General features: G+C 63.7%; 19 protein-coding genes and 1 pseudogene. 7 read left to right on the forward strand and 13 right to left on the reverse strand.

Annotation, left to right across the window (positions count from 1 at the left end):
* Window positions 1-3: 3 nt before the first annotated feature.
* The 3 genes from IVB50_RS07400 to IVB50_RS07410 form a co-directional block, all read right to left on the reverse strand.
* A complete protein-coding gene (locus tag IVB50_RS07400; protein WP_247295121.1) occupies window positions 4-942 on the reverse strand; it encodes an aldo/keto reductase in 939 nt (312 codons plus the stop codon).
* A gap of 93 nt (window positions 943-1035) precedes the next feature.
* On the reverse strand, window positions 1036-2532 hold the full coding sequence (locus IVB50_RS07405) for an MDR family MFS transporter (protein ID WP_085361028.1): 1497 nt from the start codon (window positions 2530-2532) through the stop codon (window positions 1036-1038).
* Window positions 2529-3674: an HlyD family secretion protein gene (locus IVB50_RS07410; protein WP_018460337.1), complete on the reverse strand. Its 1146-nt coding sequence runs from the start codon at window positions 3672-3674 to the stop codon at window positions 2529-2531. Before IVB50_RS07410 ends, IVB50_RS07405 begins: the two co-directional genes overlap by 4 nt.
* Before the next feature lie 47 nt (window positions 3675-3721).
* Here IVB50_RS07410 and IVB50_RS07415 point away from each other — a divergent pair, with 47 nt between their 5' ends.
* Window positions 3722-4450, forward strand: coding sequence for a TetR/AcrR family transcriptional regulator (locus IVB50_RS07415; RefSeq protein WP_245288575.1), 729 nt, complete (start codon window positions 3722-3724; stop codon window positions 4448-4450).
* 49 nt (window positions 4451-4499) lie between these two features.
* On the opposite strand, the gene msrA is transcribed toward IVB50_RS07415, so the two are convergent.
* The 6 genes and pseudogenes from msrA to IVB50_RS07445 all read right to left on the reverse strand — a co-directional run bounded on the left by msrA (window position 4500) and on the right by IVB50_RS07445 (window position 9735).
* Window positions 4500-5015, reverse strand: coding sequence for a peptide-methionine (S)-S-oxide reductase MsrA (msrA, locus tag IVB50_RS07420; RefSeq protein ID WP_026234007.1), 516 nt, complete (start codon window positions 5013-5015; stop codon window positions 4500-4502).
* Between the two features lie 172 nt (window positions 5016-5187).
* Window positions 5188-5610 (reverse strand): OsmC family protein, encoded by a 423-nt coding sequence (locus IVB50_RS07425; protein ID WP_018460340.1) that lies wholly within the window; start codon window positions 5608-5610, stop codon window positions 5188-5190.
* 206 nt (window positions 5611-5816) lie between these two features.
* Window positions 5817-6665 (reverse strand): enoyl-CoA hydratase/isomerase family protein, encoded by an 849-nt coding sequence (locus tag IVB50_RS07430; RefSeq protein WP_018460341.1) that lies wholly within the window; start codon window positions 6663-6665, stop codon window positions 5817-5819.
* A gap of 62 nt (window positions 6666-6727) precedes the next feature.
* The gene (locus IVB50_RS07435) at window positions 6728-8041 is read right to left on the reverse strand and encodes an epoxide hydrolase family protein (RefSeq protein ID WP_018460342.1); all 1314 of its coding nucleotides are present in this window, start codon (window positions 8039-8041) and stop codon (window positions 6728-6730) included.
* Window positions 8042-8305: 264 nt separating this feature from the next.
* Window positions 8306-9031 (reverse strand): VOC family protein, encoded by a 726-nt coding sequence (locus IVB50_RS07440; protein ID WP_018460343.1) that lies wholly within the window; start codon window positions 9029-9031, stop codon window positions 8306-8308.
* A gap of 33 nt (window positions 9032-9064) precedes the next feature.
* Window positions 9065-9735: pseudogene (locus tag IVB50_RS07445) on the reverse strand (sensor histidine kinase).
* Window positions 9736-10066: 331 nt separating this feature from the next.
* On the opposite strand from IVB50_RS07445, the gene IVB50_RS07450 reads away from it, so the two are divergent.
* The 4 genes from IVB50_RS07450 (at window position 10067) to IVB50_RS07465 (ending at window position 15701) form a co-directional block, all read left to right on the forward strand.
* Entirely contained in the window at window positions 10067-12910 is a 2844-nt protein-coding gene (locus IVB50_RS07450) for a winged helix-turn-helix domain-containing protein (RefSeq protein ID WP_018460345.1), read from the forward strand.
* Between the two features lie 118 nt (window positions 12911-13028).
* Window positions 13029-13736, forward strand: a complete 708-nt coding sequence (locus tag IVB50_RS07455; protein WP_247295123.1) for a hypothetical protein — start codon at window positions 13029-13031, stop codon at window positions 13734-13736.
* A gap of 184 nt (window positions 13737-13920) precedes the next feature.
* Entirely contained in the window at window positions 13921-14622 is a 702-nt protein-coding gene (locus IVB50_RS07460) for a type 1 glutamine amidotransferase domain-containing protein (RefSeq protein ID WP_085384006.1), read from the forward strand.
* A 122-nt stretch (window positions 14623-14744) separates the two neighbouring features.
* Complete coding sequence (locus IVB50_RS07465) at window positions 14745-15701, forward strand: alpha/beta fold hydrolase (RefSeq protein WP_026234009.1); 957 nt, start codon at window positions 14745-14747, stop codon at window positions 15699-15701.
* Between the two features lie 49 nt (window positions 15702-15750).
* Here the strand turns inward: IVB50_RS07465 and IVB50_RS07470 are convergent, their stop codons facing one another.
* Window positions 15751-18633 (reverse strand): winged helix-turn-helix domain-containing protein, encoded by a 2883-nt coding sequence (locus IVB50_RS07470; RefSeq protein WP_247295124.1) that lies wholly within the window; start codon window positions 18631-18633, stop codon window positions 15751-15753.
* 354 nt (window positions 18634-18987) lie between these two features.
* On the opposite strand from IVB50_RS07470, the gene IVB50_RS07475 reads away from it, so the two are divergent.
* Window positions 18988-19971 (forward strand): AraC family transcriptional regulator, encoded by a 984-nt coding sequence (locus IVB50_RS07475; RefSeq protein ID WP_018460351.1) that lies wholly within the window; start codon window positions 18988-18990, stop codon window positions 19969-19971.
* Between the two features lie 83 nt (window positions 19972-20054).
* Here the strand turns inward: IVB50_RS07475 and IVB50_RS07480 are convergent, their stop codons facing one another.
* Window positions 20055-22376 carry a molybdopterin guanine dinucleotide-containing S/N-oxide reductase gene (locus tag IVB50_RS07480; RefSeq protein ID WP_018460352.1) on the reverse strand — a complete coding sequence of 774 codons (2322 nt, stop codon included), beginning with the start codon at window positions 22374-22376 and terminating at the stop codon, window positions 20055-20057.
* Window positions 22377-22704: 328 nt separating this feature from the next.
* Here IVB50_RS07480 and IVB50_RS07485 point away from each other — a divergent pair, with 328 nt between their 5' ends.
* A complete protein-coding gene (locus IVB50_RS07485) occupies window positions 22705-23055 on the forward strand; it encodes a RidA family protein (protein ID WP_026234010.1) in 351 nt (116 codons plus the stop codon).
* A 69-nt stretch (window positions 23056-23124) separates the two neighbouring features.
* Here IVB50_RS07485 and IVB50_RS07490 read toward each other — a convergent pair whose 3' ends face one another.
* Window positions 23125-24333: a multidrug effflux MFS transporter gene (locus IVB50_RS07490; RefSeq protein ID WP_026234011.1), complete on the reverse strand. Its 1209-nt coding sequence runs from the start codon at window positions 24331-24333 to the stop codon at window positions 23125-23127.
* Between the two features lie 179 nt (window positions 24334-24512).
* Window positions 24513-25688 carry a helix-turn-helix transcriptional regulator gene (locus IVB50_RS07495; RefSeq protein WP_018460355.1) on the reverse strand — a complete coding sequence of 392 codons (1176 nt, stop codon included), beginning with the start codon at window positions 25686-25688 and terminating at the stop codon, window positions 24513-24515.
* Window positions 25689-25961: the final 273 nt, after the last annotated feature.

Raw genomic sequence — 25961 nt, forward strand, 5'->3', positions numbered from 1 at the left:
GATTCATCCGGCCCGCGGAATGAATCCGGGCACGCCGGTCTCGACGACCGTGTTGAACCTGATGTTTGTCGTAATCTGGTCCCTCATCTCTCGCATGGCGTCTTCGGGCAAGGCCGAAATATCGAAGTTTTCCTGGATGCGCCGGGAATTGGTCGAAGTCGTCAGGAAAGCGGTGCCGCGCTGGACCGCCCACGCCAGCGCAATTTGAGCCGGCGTCCTGTGCAAGCGCTCCGCGATGGCAGTGATCACCGGATCGGCTAGCACGTTCGGCTTCATGGCGTGTCCCAGCGCTGCAAACGCCTGCAAGACAATCCCGTGCTCTCGACAGAAGTCGAGCAGGTCCCATTCGGGAAGATACGGATGCGATTCGACTTGCACCATGGCGGGCCTGATCCGCGCGATCGAAACGATCTCGCGCAGCTTGTCCAGGGTGATGTCCGACAGACCGATCGACTTGCAGTGCCCCTCGTGGACGAGGCGCTCCAGCGCCCCCCATGTCTCCGCCAGCGTAACCCCTGAATCATAGATGACCCGACCGTGCTCATCCCTCGGGTCCTGCTCGTCGCCGGGTTGAAAGGCAAAGGGCGTATGGATGATGTAGCAATCGATCTCGTCGAGTTGCAGCCGCCGGCGACTGCCGTCGAAGGCAGGCCTGACCCGTTCCGGCCGATGATTGGTGTTCCATAGCTTCGTCGTAACGAACAGGTCCTTGCGCTGAAGCGTCCCCGCCTTGAATGCCTCCCGCAGCGCATCGCCGACCGCCTCTTCGTTGCGATAGCGCTCCGCGCAATCAAGATGTCGAAATCCGGCCTCCAATGCAGCCTTGGTGGCCCGCCTGGTCACGAGCGGATCCGGAATGAGCGTGCCAAATCCCACCGCGGGAATCGTCCCGGATTGATGAGTTAGAATTCTCGTATAACGAAGCGAATCCGACGTTGTCATGCTGATGCTCCTTTGTTTGCCCTCAGCTCCCTCAAAAGTAAGGGACGAGGTATTCGAAATTGACGATGCGATGTCATTCCACGACTCCAGGCGTTAACCGGTAGGCCGCGGCTTACGGAGAAAAAACACGAGCGGAATCATGACGAGCATGGCGAACATCAGGATCTCGAACTGGTCGATGACCGCGACGGTCGCCGCCTGACGCGTGACCATGCCGTTGAGGGCCGCAAGACCCGGCTTGCCGACCGAGCCCCCGACGTAAGCGGCGACACGATAGGGCGTGAGGTTCTTTGCGAGTGCGACATGCACAGCCTGCGTGTTGGCGTAGAAGAAGAGCTGGACGACCGCGATGCCAATGGTGCTGCCATAGAGGCGCGACAGGTTGATCAGCGCGCTGCCTTCCGGGCGGAGCTTCGGATCGAGCGTGCCGAACGCGGCCCTGGCGAGCGCGGGCAGCAACATGCCGAGACCCGCTCCCTGGAGCAGGCCGGCCTCGACGACCGGCCGCCAATCCATCGCCGGTGAATAGCCAAGCATCAGCCAGTTGGCATAGACCACCAGCGTCATTCCACCCACGAGGAACGGCCGGTAGTCGATCTGCGCCGGGACCAGGCTCGTCAGCACCAGCGCCCCCACCAGCGCGACGCCGCGAGGAACGGTCATGTATCCGGTGGTGTCGACGGGGTAGTTGAGCAATTCCTCCAGCATCGGGGACGTCAAGGCCAGGGTCGGCAGCAGCACGAAGCCAAGCGCGAAGGAGATGACCGTCGAGAGCACGAGATTGCGGTCCCTGAACAGCGCCGTGCGGAGAAAGTGCTCCTTTGTCGTCATGACGTGCACGATGAAGAGATAGAAGCCGAGCACGGAGGCGCCCGCCTCGATCCAGATTTCCGTCGAGGCGAACCATTCGAGGCGCTCCCCGCGGTCGAGCAACATCTGCAACCCGATCATGCCGACGGAGAACGTCGTCAGACCGAAGAAGTCGAAGGACCGGCTCCGCTCCGCCCGCTTCTCGCGGAGCAGCTGAGCCATCGTCAGGAAAATGAAGCCCGTCATCGGCAGGCTGAAATAGAAGATCGAGGGCCAGCCGTAATATTCGCTGAGCCAGCCGCCAATGGCCGGGCCACTGCTGATGCCGAGTAGGGAGCAGACGGTCCACGCCAGGCTCATGCGCGCATGTCGCACCGGCGATGTCGCCTCGAGCAGGATCGCCAGCGAGAGCGGTGCCAGCGGTCCGCTCGCCGCGCCCTGGAGGATTCGCGCCAGCACGAACTGAATCGACGTCGTCGCCAGCGCGTCGAGCGCGAGACCCAACACGAAGATCGTGACGGCGGCCTGATAGACCACCTTCCGACCGTAGCGTCCCGCCAGCCATTGCGTGATCGACATGGTCACGGCGCTCGCCGCGATATACGAGGAAAACACCCAACCGACCTCGTCATTGGCCATCGAGAGCGTCGCCTGAATATGGGGTAGCGCCGCGTTCGGTATCGAGATGTTGACGGCCTGCATGTAGGTCGCCATGAGGGCGGCCGCGGCGATCGCGTGATGACCGCCGGGCGCCGTGGACGATGGGAGGGGCGTACTCATTTGCCCTCCATCGCAAGCGCCGGTTGGAGCAGATGCGCCCAGCTGCGGCGATGGCCTGTATCGACCCGCGCCGTCACGCTGATGCCTGAGAACAGCGGCCGGTTTGGATCGAGATCGTCGAGTTCCAAGCGCACCGGCAATCGCTGGACGACCTTGACCCAGTTTCCCGTCGCATTCTCGGGCGGCAGGAGCGAGAAGTCCGAGCCGGTCCCCGGACTCATGCTGACGATGTGTGCCTTGAACTTGCGATCGGGATAGGCATCGACGTCGATCGTCGCCTCCTGGCCAGGGCGCATATGAGTGAGACCGGTCTCGCGAAAATTCGCCTCGACCCAGACGTGCCGGCTCGACAGCAACGAGAACGTCGGTGCCCCGGCATTGACGAAGCCACCAATCTGGAGATCGTCGACCTTGGTCACGATGCCGTCGTCCGGCGCCGTCACGGTGGCGTAGGAGAGATCCAGCCGCGCACGGTCGAATTGTGCCTTGGCTGCGCGGACTGCCGGATGGCGATCGACATCACCCTCAAGCTCGCCGTTGAGTGCGACGATCGTGGTGGCGATCTGCTGCTCGACCGACGCCACGCGCTGGCGAGCGACCTTGAGATCCGTCTCGGCCCGTTCATAGACCGCGCGTGGCGTGAAGTCGGAGGCAACCAGCATCCTCTTGCGGTCGAATTCGTGCTCGTCGAACGTAGCCGTCTCTTTGGCCGACTGCAGCTCCGCCTGCTGCTGACGGTGGGTCGCCTTGAGGGATTCGATCTGGAGCCGCGCACTGCCGAGGCGCGCCTCGGCCTGGTCGACGGCAATTTGATAAGGCTCCGGGTCGATGCGAAACAGCACCTGCCCCCGCCGGACGCGCTCGTTGTCACGCACGGCTATCTCGACCGCCTGGCCGGAAACGCGCGCGTTGATGGTCACCTTGGCGGCACGCACAAAGGCGTCGTCGGTCGAGACATATTGCTCCTGCGCCAGATAGATGAATGCGCCGACCACGGCCGCCGCCATCGGCAGCGCAAGCATCAGCGGCCGTCGCAGCGGCTTGCCGAGCCCTGCCCCAAACCATTGGGCGGCTGCGTCGCTCGGGCGGAAGCTGTTGCGAACGCCGAGCCCGCCGGCGATTGGCGCGAAATCGAAACGCATCGGAAGATCCTCGGGTTCAATCTATTTAATAACGTTCGTTACAAATATTGTACCCCGACGCGGCGATCAAGTCCGCGACCTTGATTTTTATAACGATCCATACAAATATGCGTGTGGAACATGCCAACCGGGGTTCTGACGATATGGCACGGAAAAAGAGCGAAACGAGCCCGGCGCGCCGGGGACGCCCACCGGCCTACGACGCAGAGACGGCCTTGAAGCGGGCAACGGAAACGTTCTGGAGGACCGGTTATTCCGGTACCTCCCTGGACAAGGTCGCTGCCGCGACCGGGATGAGTCCGCCGAGCCTCTACGCGGTGTTCGGCAACAAGCATGCGCTCTATCTCGAGGCCCTCGCGCGGTATTGGGAGATCAGCCTTGCCGCGACGCGTGAGGCTCTCGCCGGGGACCATCCCTTGGACGAAGCGCTGATCCTGGCCTATGACGCGGCGCTGTCGATCTACTTTTCCGGCAAGGGAGCCGCACGCGGCTGCTTCGTGGTGGGGACGGCGGTGACCGAAGTCGCAGAAGATGCCGCGATCCGGAGCAGCGTTGCGGCGGGACTGCGCATGATAGATGCCGATTTCGAAGCCCGCTTCCGGCTCGCGCAGGACAAGGGCGAACTGAAGCGCGACGCCGATCCGGCGGCGCTTGCCATTCTCGCTTCAGCCACGATGCACACCATCGCCATTCGCGCCCGTGCCGGCGCCCGCCGCTCCGAGCTGAGGGAGATGGCCCGAAAAGCGGTCGATGTGATCTGCGGATGCCGGCGATGATCTCGCGGATTTCAGCCATGGCTCTCCCCGGCAATAGCGACGACCAGCTTTAGCCTGCCGCGGCAGCCCCGCGCCGCGGCAACTTCCAGTCGGGGCGGATGAAGTGGCAGGTGTACCCGTCCGGATAGCGTTCGAGATAATCCTGATGCTCCGGCTCGGCTTCCCAGAACTCGCCCGCGGGCGCGACCTCGGTCACGACCTTGCCAGGCCAGAGACCGGACGCCTCAACGTCTGCAATCGTGTCCTTGGCGATCCGCTTCTGCTCGTCGCTGGTATAGAAGATTGCCGAGCGATAGCTCGTGCCCAAATCATTGCCCTGGCGGTTGAGCGTGGTCGGATCGTGGATCTGGAAGAAGAACTCCAGCATGGTCCGAAAGCTGGTCTTGGCGGGATCGAAGGTGATCTCGATCGCTTCGGCATGACCTTCATGGTTGCGGTAGGTGGCATTCTTCACCGCGCCGCCGGTATAGCCGACGCGGGTGGAGACCACGCCCGGTTGCTTGCGGATCAGATCCTGCATGCCCCAGAAGCAGCCTCCGGCCAAAATTGCGCGTTCCGTTGTCATATCTCCACTCCCAATTGATCGGTCTGTCCGTTCTGAACCCGTCGCATCCTATGCTTTCGGCGGCCCAGTCGAAAGCCAGGCATTTGCCCATCCGGTTCCTCTCGTGGAGGCCAAAGCTTCGACGACCTCAGCTTCCCCAAGCAGAACCAGATGGACATAAATTGAGCGCGCCTTACGTCAGCTTCGCGTCGAGCGTGATTGCGGCGTTGAGCACCTTCGACACCGGACAGTTCTTCTCGGCCTCGCCCGCGATCTTGGCGAAACCAGCGTCGTCGAGGTTCGGCACCTTGGCACGTAGCGTCAGCGCCGATTTGCTGATCTTGAAGCCTTTGCCTTCCGGCTCGAGGCTGACCGCAGCTTCAGTCGTGAGCTCGTCCGGCGTGAAGCCGGCGAGTTGCAGGCCGAAGGCCAGCGCCATAGTGAAGCAGCCGGCATGGGCCGCAGCGATCAATTCCTCGGGATTGGTGCCCTTCTCGTTCTCAAAGCGGGTCTTGAACGAATAAGGCGTCGCGGCGAGCACGCCGGATTCGCTCGATAACTGACCAGTGCCATCGCGACCGGTGCCTTTCCAGACTGCTGTTGCCTTGCGGATCATCTCAATTCTCCTGGTTGATTTTTTTAGCACCGGCACTCGGTACGGTACGAAAGCGACATTGGCACGACTGCCTGTCGCCGTTCCAACCGGCCGAGCGCCGCAGCAGTTCCGCCAAATCCCGTTCCGATAAAATCGGAACGGAACTTGATTCTTGCTTTGACGCGTTTTCTTCACGCGAACCGGTATCCACTTCGCTTGAAAACGCTTTAGCTACCGATCTGTCCGACATGGAAGCCGAGCCGGTTCTCGACATCACCGGCGCGGTGGAAGCCGCGCGACATCAGCGCCTTGATGCGGCTCTGGCTTGCCGGGCGGCTGAGCGAGGCCAGGAACGCGTCCCATTCCGGCTTGATCTCGATATCCGGTGGCAGGCTCGCAACGTCGACGAGGCGCTTGGTCTCGGCAATCGCCTCCTTGTCGAAGGACGCGATGCGCATGGCCAGCGCCTCGACGAAGCCATCGAGCTCGGCATCCGGCAACGAGCGGTTCACATAGCCGTAACGTTCGGCGAGATCGCCGTGGATATCGTCGGCGCCAAGCAGAACCTCGAGCGCGCGGCCGCGGCCCATCAGGCGCGGCAACCGCGCCATCGGGCCGCCGCCGGGCACCAGGCCCGCACCGACCTCCCATTGCGACAGGACCGCCTTTTCGCGGCTGGCAAAGCGCATATCACTTGCCAGCGCCAGTTCGCTGCCGACGCCGGTCGCACGGCCCCTAATCGAGGCAATCGAAACCACCGGCGCGCGGCTGAGACGCACCAGCATGTCGGGCAGTGCCTGCAGGCCCGTCGGCCCCGGCGGGATACGAAGCGAATCCTCCAGCGGCGCGAGGAAGTCGTAATGCGTGATGAAGAAGCCTTCGACGGCGCTGTCGAACACCACGACCTTCACCTCAGGATCGGTCTCGATCGCCTTGACGACGTCATCAAGAAGCGGAAGCTGCTTGGGGCCGAAGATATTGACTGGGGGCATGTCGAAGGTGACACGCCAATACGACGGCAGCCGACGTTCCAGGCGGATTTGGTCGGTCGTGAAGGTGCGTTCGGGGCGGTTCATGATTGGATTCCTGGTCTGTGGGGAAAGAAGGGAACGCGCGGAAGTGCGCGTCCCCGCAGGTCTCAGATCGACTGACGCAGCGGTCGGAAGGCGGTGCGCATTTCCGCGCAGAACAACGCGGGCTGCTCCCAGGCGGCGAAATGGCCGCCCTTGTCGAGACGGTTGTAGTGCATCAGCCTCGGATAGGCCTTCTCGGTCCAGCTGCGCGGCGCAGCGTAGATCTCGTCCGGGAAGACGCTGACGGCGACCGGGATCTTGATGTGCTTGGGCTCGAAGAACACCAGCTTGTTCTCCCAGTACAGCCGCGCCGACGACACCGCGGTGTTGGTGAGCCAGTAGAGCGCGATGTTGTCGACCACGTCGTCGCGCGACAGCCCTTCCGTCTTGCCGTCGAACACCCGGGCGATCATTGCGGCGCTGCGCGCATCATGGTCGAGCATCCAGGACGCGAGGCCCGCCGGCGAATCCACCAGGCCATAGAGTGTCTGCGGCCGGTTGGACATCTCGATCGCGTAGCCGAGACCGTGCTTGTAGAAGTCATCGAGCTGATCGTAAGCGTAGCGCTCGTCGGCCGAGAGGTTCGACGGCCGCGATCCGCCGGGCTGAAGCGCCTTGGCGATGTCGTCAGGAACGGTCGCGGGCATGTTGGTGTGGATGCCGAGCAGTTCCGGCGGCGCGATCACTGCCATCTGCTCCGTCACGGCATTGCCCCAATCGCCGCCTTGCGCGACATAGCGGTTGTAGCCGAGCCGCTTCATCAGCACGATCCAGGCACGCGCGACGCGCTGGGGATCCCAGCCCAGCTCCGCCGGCTTGCCGGAGAAACCGTGGCCTGGGAGCGAAGGGATCACGAGATCAAAAGCGTCCGCCGCCGTCGCGCCGTGTGCGGCGGGATCGGTGAGCGGGCCGACGATCTTCATCTGCTCGATGATCGAACCGGGCCAGCCATGCGTGACGATCATCGGCAAGGCATTCTCGTGCCTGGAGCGGACGTGAATGAAATGGATGTCGACGCCGTCGATCTCGGTGACGAATTGCGGCAAGGCATTCAGCCGCGCCTCCATCTTGCGCCAGTCGTAGTCGTTCTGCCAGTAGCTCACGAGCTGCTGCACCGTCGTCAGTTGCACGCCCTGCGATTGATCGGCAACGATCTCACGATCAGGCCAGCGCGTCGCGGCGAGACGGCGACGGAGATCGAGCAGATCCTGCTCGGGCACGCTGACGTGGAACGGGCGGACCGCCCCGCTCACGCCGGCCTTCGCAGAATGCAGCGGCAGCAGGCTCGACACGCTTGCCGCGACCGCGGTCATCGCGGCTTGACTCAACAGTTGACGGCGGTCTGGATTGAGAATGTCGGTACGTGCTTGCGTGGTCATGTTCGATCTCCCTGGCTTTGGTCGGTGACGCTGACCGAATTTGACATAAACGCCTCGGTTCGCCATGCCGAGAGATTGGCGCAGGCCCTGGCAATTTGCTCGTTATGGGTTGTTAGAGCGCGTTAGCCGTTGCGAGCCGCGCGACACCGAGGAGAGCGATCGTCGACTCGCGACGCGCGCCGCCAAAACAACACGGCGCGCGATGAGCTCAGTCATCGCGCGCCGTGTCGGCTTGCATCAGTCGAAGAATCCGTGCTGCCCAGCTCAGGATGGCAGCGGCTGGCCCGCCTGTTCGCGGACGATGTAATCGGCGTACCAATCGGCCCAGTTCTCGTCGTGCCCGCCGGTCCGCTTTTCGTGCTCGCCATGGGCCGCCGCCGCGCGGCGCAGTGCTGCGGCCAGCGCAGCCTGCGAAGCGAATGTCGTGCCGTCGCCCGCGATCCGTCCCGGCAATCGCGTCGTGACCTCCTGGAACAACCAGCCATTGCCGTCGGGATCGCTGAACGACGCATATGAGCCGTAGCTGCCGCGCTTCGGGTCAGCACCGCTCACCCGAACGCTGCCGGAGAGATAAGGCTCGTCGGTCCCCGCGTGAACATCGCCGGCACCGTGGAATGGAGCGCTGACCTCGACGCCGCGGTCCAGCAGATCCTTTCGCGCCGCCTCCAGATCGGAGACGATCAGGTAGAGGCCTCGCACCGAGCCCGGCGCTGCCGCCGTCACGTTCCTGCCAAAAATCACCGAGCAGGCCGAACCTGGCGGCGTGAACTGGATCACGCGCCAATCATCGCCAGAGGCAAAATCGGCGTCCAGTCGCCAACCGAGACGCGCGTAGAAGGCCTTGGCGCGATCAACATCGGACACGGGGATCACGATCACCTCGAGCCTCTGATCAACGCTACGCGATACCGAAGGCTCGTTGGCAGACTTGTTGGAAGGCTTGTTGGAAGGCTTGGCCGCGGCGTCGCGGTCGATTTCGGTAGTGGCCATGTCGAACTCCCTGGGTTGGATTTAAGACGAGCTTCAAGCAGCTGCGATCGGCATCACGATGGTTACGCGTGTGCCGTCCTCTCCCGCCTCGCCCTGCAGCCGGGCGTGAATGCTGCGTGCGAGTCCTTCGAGAATCCGGCTGCCGGTGCCCTGAAGCGGCCCGTCGCGCCGATCCCGTTGTCTATTACCGTGCAGAACCAGGCGCCGTCGCGATTGGCCGTCTCGATGCGGATCAGTGCGTCATTCCTGTTCGGGAAGGCATGCTTGGCCGCATTCGTTACCAGCTCCGTCAGCATCAGCGCGAGCCGATGGCATTGCGACGCCGGCAGCGTGCCGCTTTCAATTGCAGCCTCGCAGCGGATGCCCGCCGGCTCCAGCACGGCCTCGGAAATCGCTCCGCACAGATTTTCGAAGAAGGCCGCCACCGGGATCGCCGTATGGTCGTCATTGTCGGACAAGAGTTGATAGAGCCTGCCGAAGGCGACAATGCGCCGCTCGAGCCGGTCCGCTGCAAGCGACACATCCCTGGTACCCGTTCTGGTGAAATCGCGGCGGACTGACGCACCGAGTATCGTCAGCGTATTCTTCATCCGATGGTGGGATTCCCGCAGCACGAGCTCCCAGTCACGCGACTGATCGTCTAAACTGGCCACAAATTGAGATCGAACGACGTCGTCATTCGGCCGAGCATTGATACCGGACATCGTAGCCTCCCCGTTGGAATTAGCGTCAAACTCGGAACAGATACTGGATGCAGTTCGCGCGCATTGCTCGTTAGACGTTGCAAGATTCTGTTATGATGGGGTACGACGACGGGCACTCCGAACGTGAGCTGGTCGGTCAAGCACACTGCCGGGTTGTCCCGATCGCTTCGAAAGAGGCTCGCGTTGAGTACAATTTGCGACGGATCGTCGCGCGCGACCGGCCAATTGCCGGCACCCTCCACGCGATTTCGCCACTTTCGGCCAGTTTACTCAGGGTTCCCTTCTGCTAGATCAAAGTGCAGAGTTCAGCTCTCACTGGAATGATTGGCCCGTGCCGGACACTAACGACCAGGATTCGGCCATTGCTTTCGGGCCATTCCGGCTGTTCGCAAAGACGCGGCTGCTCGAGAAGGACGGCGCCCCGGTTCACCTCGGTGGCCGTGCGCTCGACATTCTCGTTTTTCTCGCCGAGCGCGCGGGCGAGGTCGTGGACAAGCGTGAGTTGATGCGGCGGGTCTGGGCCGACGTGAATGTGGACGAAGGCAGCCTGCGCTTTCACATCACGACGCTGCGCAAGGCCTTGGGCGATCCGGGCGAAGGCTCCCGCTACGTCGTCAACGTCCCCGGACGGGGTTATTGCTTCACGGCCGCGCTGCTCCGGGCCGCCCCATCGGAGAACCGGACCAGCCTGCCCGTTGCTGCGCCGCGCTCGCTGCCCTCGCCGCTCGCGAAGATGATCGGGCGAGACGATGCGGTCGAGAAGATTTCCGCCGAGCTTGCCTTGCATCGCTTCGTCACGATCGTGGGCCCCGGCGGGATCGGCAAGACCTCGGTCGCACTGGCGGTCGCGCATCGCGAGTTCCAGGCCTTCGACGGCCAAGTGTGTTTTGTCGATTTCGGCGCACTGAGGGAGACCCGGCTCGTTACGGGAACGATTGCGGCCGCGCTGGGCCTGACAGTCAATTCCGACGACCCGATGCCGGGGTTGCTGGCATTCCTGCGCAGCCGGCGGATGTTGCTGGTGTTCGACAGTTGCGAGCACATCCTCGACGATCTCGCCCCCCTGGCCGAGCGCATCGTCCGGGAAGCGGGCGAGCTGCATATTCTCGCCACCAGCCGCGAATCTTTCCGCGCCGAAGGTGAGCGTGTCCATCGGCTGTTTCCATTGGATTGCCCGCCACAGCGCGACGGGCTCGGCATCGCCGACATCCTTGCCTATCCTGCAACTCAGCTCTTCGTGGAACGCATCGCAGAGAGTCTGAGCGAATTCGAGCTCAGCGAAGAGGATGCGCCGCTCGTCGCCGATATCTGCCGTCGGCTGGACGGCATCGCGCTCGCCATCGAGCTCGCGGCCGGGCGCGTGAATGCCTATGGCATCGCTGGGACGGCCTCTCTGCTCGACAGCCGTTTCTCGCTGCTGTGGCGCGGGCGGCGCACCGCTGTGCCGCGGCACCACACCCTGAGTGCGGCACTCGCCTGGAGCTATGATTTGCTGCCGGCAACCGAAAGCGCAACGCTGCGCGGATTGTCGGCATTCGTCGGGCCATTCACCCTGGAAGCCGCGCTTGCGGTCGCATCCTGTCAGGGCATTGGCGAAGCAGAAGCCGCCGAGGCGATCTCCAATCTGCTTTCCAAATCGCTGATCGCGACCTCGCCTGCGGAGCGGCGGCTGCGCTATCGCCTGCTCGACACCACACGTGCCTTCGTCGCGGAGAAGCTCGTCGAGAACGGCGAAGCGGACCGCGTCGCACGTGCCCATGCCGAATATTTCCGCGACTTCCTGCGCGACATCGCCGTCAAATCCACGGGCATGCAGAGCGCCGGCGGCTTCCTTCCTTATGCCGACCACCTGCCCAACGTCAGGGCCGCGCTGACCTGGAGCTTTTCGGACGGCGGGGACCGAACGATCGGCGTGGATCTGGCGGCGTCAGCGGCGCAATTCTTCCTTGAGCTGACATTGCTGACGGAATGCTACCGCTGGACCCAGCAGGCGCTGGCGTCCCTCGACGCGAGCGCGGTGGATGGCCGCAATGAAATGATCTTGCAGGCCGCGCTCGGCGTCTCCGCGATGTTCACGCAGGGCAATACCGAAGCGGTCCGCTCGGCATTCACGCGCAGTCTCCAGCTTGCCCAGGAGCTCCAGGATTTGCACTGGCAGCTCTGGCTGCTCCGCGGATTGCACATCTATCTCACCAGGGTCGGAGATTTTCACGGAGCACTCGGAACCGGGGAACAGGGCGAGAGCGTCGCGCGGAAGCTGAACGATCCCGCCAGCACGCTGAACGTCGAATGGATGCTGGGCGTCGCCCATCATTTGATCGGCAACCAGGACAAGGCGGTGCAGCTCTGCGAGAGCGCGATGTTGCATAATCCCGGCTCGCAGCGGCTGAATATCGGCCATCTCGGCTATGACGACCGCATCGTCGCACTGGTGGCGCTGGCACGCGGGCTTTGGCTCACCGGCCGGCCCGATCGTGCGATCGAGGCGTCGAGATACACCGTTCGCGAAGCCGAACTGCTCGAACAGCCGCTCACTCTCGGTATTTCCTTGATCTGGACCATCTACGTGTTCCTCTGGGTCGGCGACTTGGCCAATGCGGAAATCCTGATCGAGCGGCTGATCGATCATTCCGCGCGCCACTTCCTCGGGCCCTATCACGCGGTCGGCATCGGCCAGAAGGGTGAGCTGCTGCTTCGCCGCGGCGACGTCGCCGCCGGCATCGAGCACCTCCGCCGCAGCCAGGCCACGCTGTACGCGACGCGACACCGGATCATGACCACGGTGTTTGCGACCGCGCTCGCGGAGGGACTTGTGGCGCAGAACCAGGCCGACGAAGCCTTGCAGACCATCAACGATGCCATCGCAGAGATCCCCGATCATGGCGAATCCTTCGACATGCCGGAGATGCTCAGGGTCAAGGGCGACATCCTCGCCCGGTCGGGCAATGCCGCGGAAGCCGAAAGCTGCTTCCTGGACTCGCTCGATCTGTCACGCCGCCAAAGCGCGCTCGGCTGGGAGCTGCGGGGGGCAATTAGTCTCGGCCGGGTTTGGCGCGGGGCCGGAAAAGCCGCCGACGCACGCGCCCTGCTCGCCCCCCTCGTCGCGCGGTACCAGGAGGGCCTCCAGACCCGTGATCTCGTCGCCGCCAGGGAGCTCCTTGCGGCGCTGAATTGAGAGTATCTTCAATGAGATACCGCAAGGCTATCCGCTCGCAACTCCTAACAAATTCTAACACGCCAAGCCGCATCCGCCCCGCCATGGTGGTGGCACTTCATGGTGGATATGGCGGGACATGGCGCTTCTTGACGATGTAATTGATGCCAGCGGCGGAATGGCCCGCTGGAATAGCTTGAGCCGGTTCACGCTTCACCTCTCCGTCGCGGGAACGCTGTTCTCCAGCACCGGACATGCCAGCGAATTCAAGGACGTGACGGCGGAGGGCTCGACCCGCACGCAATCGGTCCGCTTCACCGGCATCACCGGAGGCGAACACTCCGGCTCGTTTCAGCCGGACGCGATCACGATCGAAAGCCTCGAAGGTGAGATTCTGCGGACCTGGCGCAATCCGAGTCTTGCGTTCACCGAGGCCGGTTCGCCCGCGCTCGCGGGCGAGCTGCATCTCGTCTTCTTCTGCGGCGTCGCGATCTGGAATTATCTGACCAATCCATTCCTGCTCGCCCATCCCGATGTCTTGGTGGAGGAGCTGCCGCCGTGGCAGGAGAATAACGAGTCATGGCGGCGGCTGCGGGCGCAATTCCCACCGAGCCTGATCACGCTCGCGCCCGAACAGATCTTCTATCTCGACGAGAACGCATTGCAACGGCGGACCGATCACGATCTGTTCGGAATGAAAGTCGCGCATTACTCCTGGGCCCATGACAGCTTCGGCGGCATCGTGGTGCCGACGCTCCGACGCGCGCAGACGCTGCGGCCCGACGGAACCGTGGTCGCCAAGCCCGTGCTGATGGATGTCGAGATCTTTGACGCCGTCTTCGAGTAGCGGCCCGCGCGATATCTCCAACTCTCAACGTCTAACAATACATAACGAGCCAACAGTCGGCCTTGAGCGCAGATTGGGTTCGCGAGCAACGAACGACGTGACGTGCTCGAACGAGACCCAGCTCCGCGCATCTCCACCGCAATGGAGCGCGTCATCGCAGCAAACGCACTCAAGGAGAACGGTCATGAAAATATTGATGGTCATCACCTCGCACGACCAGCTCGGCAACACCGGGCGCAAGACGGGCTTCTGGCTCGAGGAGCTCGCCGCCCCCTATTTCATCTTCAGGGATTCCGGGGCCGAGATCACCCTCGCCTCGCCGAAAGGCGGCCGTCCGCCGCTTGACCCCAAGAGCAACGAGCGCGAATTCCGCACCGACCTGACGCTACGCTTCGAGGCCGACGTCGCCGCCGAAGCCCAACTCGACAAGACGGTTCGCCTCGACAGCGTCAAGCAGGAAGATTTCGACACCGTCTTCTATCCCGGCGGTCACGGCCCGATGTGGGACCTCGCCGAGGACAAGGACTCGGTCAAGCTCATCGAATCCTTCCTTGCCGCCGGCAAGACAGTCGCCGTGGTCTGCCATTCGACTGGTGCGCTGCGCCACGTCAAGACGCCCGACGGCAAGCCCCTGGTTCAGGGCAAGGAGGTGACCGGTTTCACCAATGGTGAAGAGGAGGACGTCGGCCTCACCAAGGTGGTGCCTTTCCTGGTCGAAGACGAAATGCTGAAGCTTGGCGCCGTCTTCTCGAAGACGGCAAACTGGGGCGTTCACGTCGTCACCGACGGCCTCTTGATCACGGGCCAGAACCCGCACTCCTCGGGTCCGGCCGCGCAGGCCCTGCTCGCCGCCCTGAAGGGCGAGCCGCTGGCGCGCGCGTCGTAAAGCCCAGATGCGGCACATCGCGAGAGGCGCCCGCGATGGTGCCTCTCGACGCCGCCGTCACAAGCGGATGTCCCCTACTTGCGACACATCTTCACTTCACATGCCGGATTCGGAGCGATGACATGAACATCCCAGCCACTCTTGCCCTCTCGGCCGCTTTGGCCTGCGCGACCGTGCAGGCCTCGGCACAGGATCTGCGATCGAGCCGGCGCTCGATCAGCTATCACAAGACCGATATCCGGGGTCTCGAGATTTTCTACCGCGAGGCTGGGCCCACCGACGCTCCGACGGTGCTGCTGCTCCACGGATTTCCCTCGTCGTCGCGGATGTGGGAGCCGCTGATGCCGCTGCTCGCCGACAAATATCATCTCATCGCGCCGGACTATCCCGGCTTCGGCAACAGCAGCGCGCCGCCGCCATGCGACTTCACCTATACGTTCGACAACATCGCCGCCGTGATCGGCGAGCTCACAACGAAGCTCGGCCTCACCGACTACGTCCTGTTCATGCAGGACTACGGAGGCCCTGTCGGCTTCCGCATGGCGCTGGCGCATCCCGAACGCGTCCGCGGTGTCATCGTCCAGAACGCGGTTTCGCACGAGCAGGGGCTGAGCCCGCTCTGGAATGCGCGCAGGAAGTACTGGGCCGACCCGGCGCACGAGGTCGAGGCGCTCAAGGCCAACTTTACGTCCCTGGAGGCGACGAGTCAGCGGCATCTCGGCTCCAGTCCGCGTCCCGAGCGCTATGACCCCGACACCTGGATCGACGAATACGCGTTCCTGACGCGTCCCGGCCAGGCCGAGATTCAGACCACGCTGTTCCTGGATTACCGGACCAACGTCGCCTCCTATCCGAAATGGCAGGCTTGGTTGCGCCAGACGCGGCCACCGACGCTGGTGGTCTGGGGCGAATACGATCCGTCATTCGCCGTCGCAGGCGCGACGGCCTATCGCGACGACGTGCCGGATGCCGAGGTTCACATTCTCGAAGCCGGCCACTTCGCGCTGGATGAAGCCACCGACGAGATCGCTTTGCTTGTCCGCGACTTCCTGGGGCAGCTGGCTGGACACAAGGGTTGAGCGCTGATGGACGCGCTCAGCAGCGAGAAGAGACGGTCGTATCGACTGTTCAGGCCCCCGGTTCGTTCAACATGCGTCGTGCTGCAATGAGATCGGCGGTCTCGAACCCTTCGGAGAACCGGGCATAGGTTTGAGCGAGCTGTTCGAGCGGATTTTGCACATGCTGCCGGGTTCGAAGCCGCGCCAGCGACATCTCGGCTCGCAGCCGCCACGATAGCGCGCCCTGCTGTTCGGCGAGCGAGATCGAGGCGACAAGATCGGCCTCGGCCGCGTCGGGATTGCCGCCCTGGACCTCCAGCTCTCCCCGCAGACGGAGCAGCTCGGGCATGTCGAACGCGCCGCCTTCCCGCTCGACCCGCAGAATGGTTTCGTGAAGAACCTGAATGCCTTCCGTCAATTGTCCCAAGCTGACCAGGCCCCGAGACAGATCCGCGGCGAACGCCGAGGCATAGAGTTCGTAGCGGTCGGCATGCAGGCGTGGAAGCGCACTCCGCATCAGGTCGACGCCGCCGGCCGCCTCGCCCCGAGCGATCATGCTCTGCGCCCGAAAACCCGCCGCGACGGCTTCGTAAGGCACGAGCCCGTGCATGCTCGCATGCGCGGTCAGACGACCGGTCATCGCCTCGACCGACGACCAGTCGCCGAGCCAGCCGAATACCGAAGCGGACCAGCATAATGCGATACAATGCATGACCACGTCATGCGGCGCCGAAGCGCCGACCAGCGGCCGGATGCATTCGAGCGCACGATCGGGAAAGCCGCGCAGCCATAGCACGCGCGCGAGCGGAATTTGCGGTGTGCGTGAGTAGGCGAAATGCCCGGGTTGGGTGCCGCGGAGCGCAGCGTCGTCTCGCAGGCCCTGGTCGAGATGAGCCTGCGCCGCGGCCTGGTCTCCGGCGAGGTGATATGACACGCCGAGCAGCGCTTTGCTCCCGGCGATGCCCGCGGTATCGCCGATGACGCGGGCAATCCGCTCGGCGTGAAGCGCAGTCGGCACCAGATGCCGATAGCGACCGGTCCGGCGGTAGAACATGTTGAGCCGGGACAACAGCCTGAATGTGTTGGCGTGATCGGAAAGCGCTTCCGCTATTTCCAGCCCGCGCCTGAGCGCCGCTTCCGCCTGCTCGCTGTTACGTTCGGTGAACATCAAGGCGTGACCGAGCGTCGACTGAAGTTCGAGCTCCCATGCGCCGCCCCGGTCGGCCTCGTCCAGCATTGCGAGTGCGCGATCGGACCAGATGCGGGCCTCGTTCAGCAAATTGAGTTCGACGAACAGCCTTGTGCAGCTGCCGGCGAGCGGCACGCGCAAGCCGGCGCCGTCGTCGTTGGCATAAGCCCATTGCAGCGCAGCGCGGGCATCGGCGAGCAGGCTCGCGCTTTCCTGCAAACGTGACGCATGATCGCCGCCCTCCTTGTCCCTCATGCCCGCTTCGAGCGTGCATTGAACATAGAGAGCATGACGATGCGCGATCTGCGCCAGCTGTCCGCCGTCGGCCAGTTTCTGCAGGGCATAGGCACGCGTTGCGTCGAGCAGGCGATAGCGCCGCGATGCGCCGTCCGGCTGGGTGGAAACCAGCGACTTCACCACGAGTTGCTCCAGGGCCTCGACGACGCGATCCTCCGCCATCTCCGCCCCGGCCGCGACTGCTATCGCGCCCCTCAACGTGAAGTGACCTGCGAAGACGGCGAGGCGCTGAAATACGATCCGCTCGCTCTCGCCGATCAGACCGAAACTCCAGTCGAGCGTAGCGCCGAGCGTCTGCTGCCGCGGCGGCGCCGTCCGCCGCCCGCGCGATTCGAGCTGCAGCCGGTTGTCGAGCAGCGCCGCCATCTCGCGCAGTCCATAGAGACCGACACGTGCGGCAGCCAGCTCGATCGCCAGCGCGATGCCGTCGAGCTTGCCGCAAATCCGGGCCAGGACTTCGGCATCCTCGTCGGTGATGTCGTCGCGATGCCCCGCCGCGACGGCGCGATCGACGAACAGGCGCACGGCGGGATAAGCAAGCACCTCGCCGGCACTGAGGCGGGTGCCCTGCGGCGGACCGGGGAGCGAAACGAGCTCGAAAATCTGCTCGCCTTCCACCAGCAGCGACTCGCGGCTGGTTGCGAGGATGACGATGCCAGGCGCCTCCCGGTAGATGTTTTCTGCAAGGCGCGCGACCTCCTCGATGACGTGCTCGCAGCTGTCGAGCACGAGAAGCAGCCGGCGGCCGCGCAGGAAATTGACGATGCTGGCCGAGGGGTCCTCGTGGTGCACGACGAGGCCCAACGCGGCTGCAACCGTGCTCGCGACCAGCGCTCCGTCCTTGAGCGGACCGAATTCGAGGAAATGGACGTTGCCGTCGAAGCTATCGCACATCTCGTGCGCGAGCGCAGTCGCAACGGTGGTCTTTCCGATGCCGCCCGGCCCTCGCAGCGTGACGAAGCGATCGCGGAGCAAGCGCGCTGCCAACTCGGCCACGGCGTCCTCTCGCCCGACCATCCGGTCCAATCGGCGCGGTAGCGACGGTGGCGGCGCGGCCCTTTCAGGCACACGCGACGCCGGTGTAGCCACCTCCGCGCGCCCGCCACGCCGCACGGGCGCGACAAAGCAATAGCCCCGGCCCGGGATGTTGGTGATGTAGCGGGCACCATCCTTTCCGTCGCCGAGCACCTTGCGCAGCTCCGCGACATGGACGCGCAGGCTGACCTCCTCGACGAAAAGTCCGGACCACGCATAGCCGAGAATTTCGTTCTTCGGGACCACTTCGCCGGCGCGACTGACCAGCAGGCGCAAAATATCCATCGCACGGCTGCCGAGCCTGACCGGCAAGCCATCCTTCTCCAGCAGCCGCGACCGCAGCGAAAATGGCCCGAACGCGACGGCATCGAAATCTGGGATCGCCGCGGCGTCGCGGCCGCGGGGGCCCTGTCCTGCCGAGAGCTCGATCACTTTTGGCTCATCTTGACGGCCGCTCCAGCGAAATGCGGCGCGACTATACCCGGCGCCAGTGCGAGGTCCAGCGAGGGCAACCCACAGAACTCACACCTCCACATCGATCTCCACGCCATGACCGGTGCTCTCCTGAGTCGTGTCGGGGATACGCAAATGTCTGATAAACTGTACAAAAACGACGCTTCCTGAGACGGGATGCCGCACCTGATGCGCTCCCACAAAAACTAACACATCCTAATCACCACTAACGAGCTTGCAGGTCAGCTCACGCCTATCCTCTCACCATGGAAAACGTGGGCTTTGCGCGTTTGCTGGTTGCAAACAGCGGAGAACGCCCGGAGAGGACGAACGATGTTGACCAATTTGCAGGCAGGTGATGCCTGGATTGAATTTCCGGGCACCTCGGGGGATTGCGAGTTCCCCCGGGCAACACACGCGATCATTCGGGAGCGTCAATGGCGTCAGATCGATCCGCGCACGGGAGCGGCGGCCGAGGACATCGCGATCTCGCGATGGGAAGACCCGCGGAGCACCTCGTCGCACCAAGCGACGACGCCCGAGGATCGCTATTTCGTCGGCATCGCCCTCAAGACCACGCGCGCGAAACTGACCCGGGATCGCCAGGTCATTTTCGACGGGACCATGCCCGCGGGCACACTGTATCTCACCGCGCCGTCAAAGCCCCTCGCCGTACAATTCCAGTCGCCATGCGCCTTCTTGCACTTTTACATCTCCGCGGATCAATTTCCGGCACAATTTTCCGGAACTGAAGGTTTGAATGATCTCGTCCTGTTGCGCGATCCGCTCGCGGCCGAGCTTGCCAAGGCGCTGATCGAACTTGGCGACGCCGCGGACCACGAGTTCACGCGCTGCATTGGCCAAACCCTCGCGATGCATCTGGCGCGGCTGGAATTGCCACGCGCCAAGGTCAATGCCCTGCCGAAATGGCGGCTGCGGCGCGTCGAGCAATATATCGCCGATCATTTCCACCGCTGCATCAGCCTGTCCGAGCTCGCCAATGTCGCCGGCCTGTCCAGAATGCACTTTGCGGCGCAATTCCGCGTCGCGACCGGTTATCGCCCCCGCGAATATCTGCTCAATCACCGGATCGAGCAGGCCAAGACGTTGCTGGCGACCACCGAGCGGCCGCTGGCCGAGATCGCACTCGCCGTCGGCTTCAGCACGCAGGCGCATTTTTCGACTGTCTTCAAGCGCATCACCGATCAATCCCCGGCACGCTGGCGCCTCGCCAGCAAGGGCGAACGGCGAGAGGTGCAAGCACTCCCGCCGCGTCGTCCTGCTACGGAGAGGGACTGGATCAGCGCAGCCGCGTAAGCATTCGCTCGCGCCCTCATCCTCCCGGGCCTGCGAGCCACTCGGGGCCGTCCCTGCACCCACACAGGACGGCCCCTTTTTTTCTACACCGGATCGAAAGCCCGGATCGGCGGCAGATTGCCGGTGAACTTCTCGACCTCGACTGTCGTGAGCTGACCGGTGCAGCCTTGCGCAAAGGACGACGTGCCGACGTCGCGGGTGAGCACGTTCGGATTGCCGTGCACGCAGAGCGGCGCGTCGTCTTCGGGGTCCATCGGGTCGTACCAGGCGCCGGTCGGGAGCTGGACCACGCCGAGCGCGATGCCGTCGGTGACGTGGACCGCGGCGAGACAGGCGCCGCGCGCGTTGAACAGCCGGATGATGTCGCCGTGCTTGATCCCGCGTGCGTCTGCGTCCTGCGGGTTCATGCGCGCGACCTCGCGGCCGCGATGTTTGCTTTGAAGCGAATGTCCGCCGAAATCGAGCTGGCTATGCAGACGCGTCACGGGCTGGTTGGCGACCAGGAAGCACGGCGCCCCCGGCTTGGGCGTGTCGGACTTCTCCAGCCAGACCGGATGGCCCGGGCAATCCGCATCACCATGACCTGCGATCTTGGCAGAGAATATTTCGATGCGACCGCTCGGCGTGGGCAAAGCATGATTGACGGGATCGTCGCGGAAGCGGCGCAGCCGGCCACCGTCGTCGGGCTGCTGCGGCACCACCAGGCTGCCGCGCCGCCAGAACTCTTCGAAGCTCGGCGCTTCCAGGCCGCGCGCTTCGAGCGAGGCGCGGGTCGGCTCATAAAGATGTTCCAGCCACTGACGTGACGTCCGCCCCTCGGTGAAGGGCTCGCGCGCACCGAGACGGTCGGCAAGATCGGCGAAGATCTCGTAGTCGTCGCGCGCAAGGCCGAACGGCTCGGCGATCCGGTGCATCGCGACCATCAGGGGATCGTTGCTGGAATAGCCGATGTCTTCGCGTTCGAGCGTCATCGTCGAGGGCAGCACGATGTCGGCATGCCGGGCCGTGGCAGTCCATGCGAGCTCGTGCACGACCAGCGTGTCGACTTTCGCAAACGCCTTGCGCAGGCGGTTGATGTCCTGGTGGTGATGGAAGGGATTGCCGCCGGCCCAGTAGACAAGGCGGATATCCGGATAGGTGCGCGTCTCGCCGTTGTAGCGATAGGCGCTGCCGGGATTGAGCAGCATGTCGGCGATGCGCGCCACCGGAATGAAATCGCGGACAGCGTTGCGGCCCTGCCCTAATGTCGGCCCCGGCACGTCGTTGACGCGGCGACCGTAATAGCCGATTGCCCCCAACGAATAGGCGTAGCCGCCGCCGGAGAGGCCGATCTGGCCGAGCGCTGCCGCCAGCACCATGCCCATCCACACCGGCTGCTCGCCATGCTCGGCGCGCTGGAGCGAATGAGAGACGGTGATGAGCGCGCGCTTGCCGGCGAGCCGGCGCGCCAGCTTGCGGATTGTGTCGGTGTCGACGCCGCAGACCGCGGCGGCCCATTCGGCGTGCTTGGGTTGGCCGTCGCTCTCGCCGGTGAGATAGCGCAGGAAGACTGGCCAGCCCTCGGTGTAGCGATCGAGGAAGGCCTGGTCGTGCAGGTTCTCCGCGATCAGCGTATGAACGATGCCGAGCATCAGCGCGGTGTCGGTCCCGGGCACGCAGGTCATCCACTCGGCGCCGGCCTCGACGGGCAGGTCTTCGCGCAACGGGCTGACCAGGATGAACGCGCAGCCGCGGCGGCGCGCAGCTTCCATCGCGCCGCGCTCGACATGCTTGCTGATCGAGCCGCCTGCGACCATCGAGTTCTTCAGCGCCATGCCGCCGAACGCCAGCACGATGTCGGTATCAGCCGCGATCTGCTCCCAGGTGACATTGCGCTTGGTGATATCCTCGTAGCCGCAGAGGATCTGCGGCAGCAGCACCGAGGACGCGCCGGAGGAATAGGAGTTCACCGAGCGCACATAGCCGCCCAAGGCGATGTTGAGGAAGCGATGCACCTGGCTCTGGGCGTGGTGGAAGCGGCCCGCGCTCGACCAGCCATAGGAGCCGCCGAACACCGCGCCGGGGCCGCGCGTATCACGGATGCGTGCCAGCTCGTCGCCGAGCAGATCGAGCGCCTTTTCCCAGCTGACGGATACGAATTCATCGCGGCCGCGGCGATCGTCCGGACCCGGACCGCGTTCGAGCCAGCCGCGGCGGATCGCCGGCTGGGTGATGCGCGCCTGATGGCGTAGCGCGCCGGGAAAATTGTCGATGATGCGGTTCGGATCGGGATCGCCCGCATAGGCCCTGACCTCGAGCCCGGCCTCGCCTTGACGTGCCGAGAACACGCCCCAATGCGAGGTGTGCGGCTTGAAGCCGTCGGACAGGTCGAGGCCGGGGTCGGGGAAGCCAATCGTATCGTCCATCGTCGCATTCCTTGTTCCGGTCGCGGCACTGTCCCGGCCGCACCGATGTCATCCGCGTCGCAGTATAGCGATCCGCGCTTCGATGTCGTCGGGTCAGGGCCGGCGAAAATGCCGGGCGCTCGTGCAAGGACAGATTGGCGAACGTTCGCAGGAACGACCCGGCGGCGATTTTTCGTCCAATTTTGCTTTTATTTTCAACGCTTTAGTCGGTTGCATTCAGAGCCGCGCGGTCCGTCTTTCGGTGAGACTTGGCGCGAGATCTCTTTGCGACGACACTGACATTGAAATGTGCGATATGCCGCCCGTCACACACAACATCGGTCCCATCATGATCAAGCGCGTCTTGCCCTACGAGGGTCTGCTCCACGAAGTGGTCGAGCATCATGGCGTGCTCTACATCGGTGGAATCGTCCCAGAGGACACGAGCCTCGACATGTCGGGCCAGGCAAATGACGTCCTCGGGCAGTTGGCGCAGCTGCTCAAGACCCTCGGATCCGATCTGAGCAACGTCTTGCAGGTGACCATCTACATGACGAGCCTCAAGGAGAAGGCAGACTTCAACGCGGCCTGGAAGGCGCATTTTGCAGAGGCTCATCTGCCGGCGCGCGCCGCAATCGGCGTGGCGGATCTCGGTCCCGGCGTCAAACTCGAGATCACGGCCATCGCCGCTCGACAATAGTGGCATGCCAGGGCGCCGCAAAGAACCTCACACCAAACCCATTGTGTTCTCGGCAAGATCCACCTCAGATTAGCGCCGCTCGTGAAGGATAACCGCCACGAGCGACGTTACTGTCAGCACGATTCCTAGCCCGACGGCCGGATCGCTGGCGACAATCGCCGCGAGAGAGGCACCGCATGCAGCGCCCGCCATTTGCGAGAATCCGAACAGGGCTGCGGCGATACCGGCCTTGCTGCCAAACGGCGACAGCGCTGCCGCGCTCGACAGCGGGCTCACTATTCCCACGCCGAACAGAAAGACGGAAGCCGCTAACAGAAATGGCAGCAGCGCGCCGTTCGCGAGCAGCACCGCGCAAAGCAGCCCGGCGCCTCCGAGGACGGTTAGTCCCAAGCCGACCGACGTCGCACGGCAGGAACCAACCCGCGCCGATAGCCTAGGCGCCAGCATGCCGGCCGCAAACACCAGGAAGACCACGCCCGCAAATAGCTCACCAAGTTTGATTGGCAAGAATCCAAACGATTCGAGCAGCACCCGCGGCGCGCTGGAGAAAATCGCGAAAAGACCGGCCATCACCAGTCCAGCGGTTCTAGCAGGCGCAACGAACCGGCGATCCCGAACAAGCTCCAGATAGAAGCCGGCAATTTTGAGCGGATTCAGAGAACGACGCGCGCCGTCATTGGTTTCGCCGACGAAGGTCGCATAGGCCAAAGCCGTGCAGAGCGCGAAGGCCGCGACAAAGGCAAATTCCGAGCGCCAGCCAAAGAATAGATCGAGCGCACTCCCCAGCAGCGGTGAAAAGCCTGGGGCGGCCGCGGTTGCCATGGTGATCGAGGCCATGACCTTTGCAAGTGCCTGGCCATCGAACAGATCCCGGGCGATCGCACGTGAAAGCACCGAAGCCGCACATGCGCCGCAAGCCTGCATTGATCGGCCGATCAGCAGGCTCGATAGATCGCGCGCGAAAGCGCACCAGATCGTACCGGCGATGAAAATTCCGAGCCCTATCAGAATCGGCATGCGTCGCCCGAACCGGTCCGACAGCGGGCCGGCAATCAATTGCCCTATGGCGAAAATCGCCAGAAAGATCGTGAAGGCCGACGTGACCGCCGCGCTGGATACATGCAAATCGTCCGCGATGACCGGCAGCGAAGGCAAGAAGATGTTGGTCGCAAGGATTCCTGTCGCCGCCAGGGCACAAATCACTATTCTGCGCGCCGCCGCCCCTGCTTGACGTCCGTGCCCCGCCGCAGAAACCGTGCCCTCGACTTCAATGGACATGCTGCGCTCCCAAGTCCTGTCCAGATGCGGCGAGGCAGGGACGCCTGATCACCTACCCACTGCATGCTGGCCGGACGCATGCCATCCTGAACAACCACTGCTTGGGTGTCGTCCTGCGAATGTGGGAGGAGCGCGCAAATATTTGCTGCTTCTGGGTGCTGCAATGAGCGCCCTCTCTCCTATCCCGCCAGGGGCGTCGTATAGCCTGCAACCAGCTTGACGAGATCCGCCTGGCGCGCGGTGCCTGTTTTTTCAAACAACCGGCTGACATGCGTCCTAACCGTGCTATCGGCGACCCCGAACGCCATAGCGACCTCAGGAACGCCACCGACCTCGACGATGGCCAGCAACACGCGGAGTTCGGTCGGCGTCAGCTTGAACGCGCTGCCGATGGCTCCGGGAATAGAAGCAACCGCCAGCGACGCCTTGCGAACGAACAAGGCCGCCGTGGCGGTGTAAACAATACCAGCACGCCGACGCGCGCCTGACGTGAGGGGCAATGCATGGGCCACATAGCGGTCGCCCTCCCTGCCGGTCAGCGGCAACGCGATGCCCCTTATACCAAGTGCGGCATCGCCCTGCCCCGCGGTGGCGAAGACATCTCGCAGGGTGCGGTCGACCTGAGGATCGCTGGCGACCAGCCGCCCGCCCACGGAACTCAGAATATCACGAGCGTCGAGAATGGCATTGCCGGCCGTATTGGCGTGAATGAGACGTCCACCGGGATCGACGAGATACATGCCAGCACCGAGCCCGTCCAGCGTGTCAACGAACGTCGCGAGTTCAGCGGCCTTGAACTCGAACATCTTGCCGATCACGACGGCACGCCTGATATGCGGCGCGATCAGCCTCATTTGCCGGCGCGCGTGCTCGTCGACGAGCCCATTTCGCCGGTGGCGGAAGACCCCGAAAATAGCTGTGCTGACCGTGGTCCTGTCGACAACCGCGCTGACAAAATCGACAAGCCCCTGGGGCTCGGCCCACTGCCGGTATAGTTCACTCTGGGTGAGTGCTGCGAAAGACATCAAATCGGTCGTCGCGATCGGCTGCTCGAGGTCACCGAGAAAGTGCCCCTCCGCGGAGGAATAAATCTGCCGAAAGAGTTCGACCCGCAACGGCACGTCAAATCCAAAGCGATGGGGCACCGTGGCGTGCTGGACACCGACGTCCTTGCAGAACAGCCCGCCTGCTGCGCCGCCAACGAATTGCACGATGCTGACGATGGCGTCTTCCCAACGAGAGGGATCGATGGCGGCATCGTAGATGACGCTGATCAGGTCGCTCAGTTGCTGCTGATCATCTGAATTGTCTTTCGACGATTCCGAAACCGACCGCGGATGTGAAACCCTGTTCATTCGAAGACGCGCCCCCGGTGTGAGGATAGCTGTGAGACAACTTTAAGCTTTTCCGCTGATAGCGAGCCGGTATCGCGCTCAAATCATTTTGATCGTGTCCCACCGGAGCCGCAGGGAATATCGGCCATCCTTCAAATGGAGGATGGTCATGCGGTCGGTGATCCTCTTGGCCGGACGCCGCAGGTTGAAATGAGTTGATCAGAACGCGATGCGCACGCCGCCCTGGCCGTGTCGATACGGCTGCGACCGGACGCCGCGCCGCTTGAATCCACC

Source organism: Bradyrhizobium sp. 87 (assembly GCF_023073015.1).
Taxonomy (GTDB): Bacteria; Pseudomonadota; Alphaproteobacteria; order Rhizobiales; family Xanthobacteraceae; genus Bradyrhizobium; species Bradyrhizobium canariense_D.